Here is a 3,278-nt window from a genome sequence, read left to right as displayed (position 1 = left end):
TAAAAAAACTTTCAACAATTAATAATTAATAATTAATAATTAATAATTACCTCTCCTTGAAAACGGATAGGATTGACGAACAGGAAAAATTTTTTCTTTTTTCCCCTTAAAAGGGGAGGCGCATACCCACAATTTATCGGTAAGTATTCCGCAGGAAATACTTACCAATGGATAATGAAAAAAACCTATCCGTAATTAGTTTATATATAACTTCTAAAATAGATAAAAATTTTTGATTTTAGGGAACACCGGAACAGGGAACAAGCAAAAACTCAAAAATACTGTATCTCATTAATATGAGCATCCTTATAAATTAATATTTATCACAATATAATTTATTTTATGTCTGCTTAATAGGGCAATCAAAAAAATTTTTATTCCCTCCTGAATTCTGACAACTGATAACTGATAACTGATAACTGATAACTGATTGGTGGTAGGGGCAAATAGCCATTCGCTCTTACAGGAGTAAGGAATCATAATTTTAAAGGCTTTTAGTTCAAATTAACTATTATAAAAATTGTCACAACCAATGCGCGGATTGCTATATATGAGAATCCCTATAAATTAATATTTATCACAATATAATTTATCTTATAGCGCTTCCCAAGCTAATGAAGTACAGTTGTTTTTCTTCTTTATTTATTCCTGCGGAACCAGAATTACTACTCCCTGTTCCCTGTTCTCTAAAACCAGGGAATTTTGTATCTCACGCTTTTTGGGAATTGCTATATATCTGCTTAATAGGGCAAGAAAAAAAATTTTTTCTTCCCTCCTAAATTCTGACAACTAATAACTGATAACTGAAATGACTCCTACTTAATTAATCATTAATCGAACCATCAGGCATAACTGTTCCTCCCATAATTACTCCACTTAAATCTGTATTAGTAATAACTGCACCTTCCAAATTAGCATTACTTAAATTAGTTTCTTGTTTATAACCTCTGAAAGAGAAACTATGAAAATCTGCTCCACTCAAATTAGTATCAGCAAGATTAGCATATTCTAAATTAGTACCACGAAGACTAGCATTACTTAAATTAGCTCCTTTTAGACTTGCTCCCCAAAGTCTAGCTTCTAATAAATTAGCATCAGTTAAATTAGCATTACTCAAATTTGCCAGAGTCAAATCAGCTTCCAATAAACGAGTGCTAATTAAATTTGTATTTGTTAAATTTGCTCTGTTAACATCTGCTCTATATAAGTTAGCTTTTTCTAAATTAGCTCCCGTTAAATTAGCTCCCGAAAGGTTAGCTCCATTCAAATCTGCACCTTGGAAATTTACACCTGTTAAATTAGCTCCCGAAAGGTTAGCATTCTTTAAATTAGTGTCATGGAAATCTGCATTACTTAGGTTGCATTGTTTCCATAAGAATGATACACACCAATTATCCTGTAATAGATGATTCATATCTTCAGAATTAGCTGCCATAACTGGTGCAGATAAACTAAAGTGGATTAAAGAAATGACTAAAGTAATAGTTACTAAAAATTTCATTGCTAAAGTGATTTTAATTGAACTTAAATTAATTTTCTTTGAACAGAGAAAGCCAACTTTATCCAAAAATAGGTAATATAAAATCTGGGTGTTGGTGATGCGTGGCTATGATTATGTATTAATTGTCCATTAATGCTAATTGCCTAACTATTAACATTGAGCATTTTATATTTGGCAAAATTTAGGTTTCATAGCTTGATTCACCAACGCCAAAATCTGGATAATTACTAGCTCCAAGTCCGCAGCGACTGGAACTCGTGGAAGGAAGCAATCTCAGGGGTTGAGGAGATTGCTTCCTATTGTCGCAATGACGAATGTTCAATCGGATCTATATAAAATAGAAAATTCGCTAGTACAACTTCAAACATAATCATAATATGTCGAGATTTTCTAGCGAACTAAGTAAAGCTTTTAATCTTACCATTAATTAACCAAGACGTAGAGCATAATCATCAGGATTGACTGCCAAAATATTATTTTGAACATCTTCTATAGAAGTTTCTTCAACTACACCTAATATAAAGCCACTGTCAAGCAGTCTAATTACAGCATCTCCACCAATTAATTCATAAGTTAAACCATCAGAAGGAATAAATTCAGCAATCACAATAATCCGATCGTTATCTGCAACAGAAAAATCAGTAATCATGTCTGCTTGCTCTATTTCCTCTATTCCTTCAACAGTATCAACTCGCAGCATAAAGCTATCCGCACCTGCACCACCTGTGAGGGTGTCGCTACCATTATCCCCAAGTAGAAAATCATTTCCAAGTCCACCTATTAAGCTATCATCTCCTTTTCCTCCTCGCAGAAAGTCTGAACCATCACGACCACTAACGTTATCATCACCTTCGTTTCCACTCAGGAGATCGGTACCATCACCACCAGATATGGTATCATTGCCTGCTAAACCCATAATTGCGAAAGATGAATCAGTTTCAGCATCACTTATTTCCAAAACATCAATAACATCATCATCCTCTGTTCCCAATTCAGTTGTGAAGGAAGAATCAGCAACATCTATATCGAGGATAGTCTCATTATTATCATTTTCAGTTTCTTCTGTAGTTTCTTCTTCTTCTTCTTCTTCATCAATAGCGCTAGCTGTTTCATCACCCTCCTCTTCTTCCTCTTCTTCTTCGCTTTCTTCGTCTTCTAAATTTTCATCATCCTCATTATCCTCATTAAGAGATTCAAGAGGTTCAACCAATTGAGGATCTAATTGACTTCCCTCTAATATTGCTGATACTTCTGTTCCATTATCAGAACTATCAACATTCTCATCATCTTCATTATCTTCTTCCGTAGAGAGAACATAAGATACCTTTATTTGATTATCTAAATTAGCCCAATTATTGAGCAAATCTGAGTCACTTACTATCTCTGAATCCCTACTAGAAACACTTCCCTCAACTATCCTTGCCAAAACAATGCGATCGCCTGCGTCAATTCCTAAAACATTATCTAAACCATCAGTTACTTCACCAAAAACCGCATATCTGCCATCCAAGTCATTCCTGTCTTCCAAAGTAAAGTAAAATTGTGAAGAAGCTGAATCTAGTGGACTATTTCTGCGAGCCATTGCTATTACCCCTTGCTCATGGGATAACTCCACTGAATCCTCAACTATCTGGTTATAAACAATAGAATCACGCCGGCAGATACCTTCGTCCGCTCTTCAAACCGATCTGTGCCGGGCCATGCAGGTTCAGCGGGAGGATTTACTCTCCCGTGGAAAGCAAGCCTTCAGCAAAGTGTGTCAGATCGTCCGGCAGAT

2 protein-coding genes are annotated in these 3,278 nt (G+C 35.1%); both read right to left on the bottom strand.

The features are described 5' to 3' along the window. Positions 1-823: 823 nt before the first annotated feature. Complete coding sequence (locus F6K22_RS36790) at positions 824-1,501, bottom strand: pentapeptide repeat-containing protein (protein WP_293109661.1); 678 nt, start codon at positions 1,499-1,501, stop codon at positions 824-826. 427 nt (positions 1,502-1,928) lie between these two features. Further along, positions 1,929-3,116, bottom strand: a complete 1,188-nt coding sequence (locus F6K22_RS36785) for a peptidylprolyl isomerase (RefSeq protein ID WP_293109659.1) — start codon at positions 3,114-3,116, stop codon at positions 1,929-1,931. Positions 3,117-3,278: the final 162 nt, after the last annotated feature.

The organism is Okeania sp. SIO2F4, from assembly GCF_010672385.1.
GTDB lineage: Bacteria > Cyanobacteriota > Cyanobacteriia > Cyanobacteriales > Microcoleaceae > Trichodesmium.
This window is presented reverse-complemented; position numbering and strand designations above follow the sequence as displayed.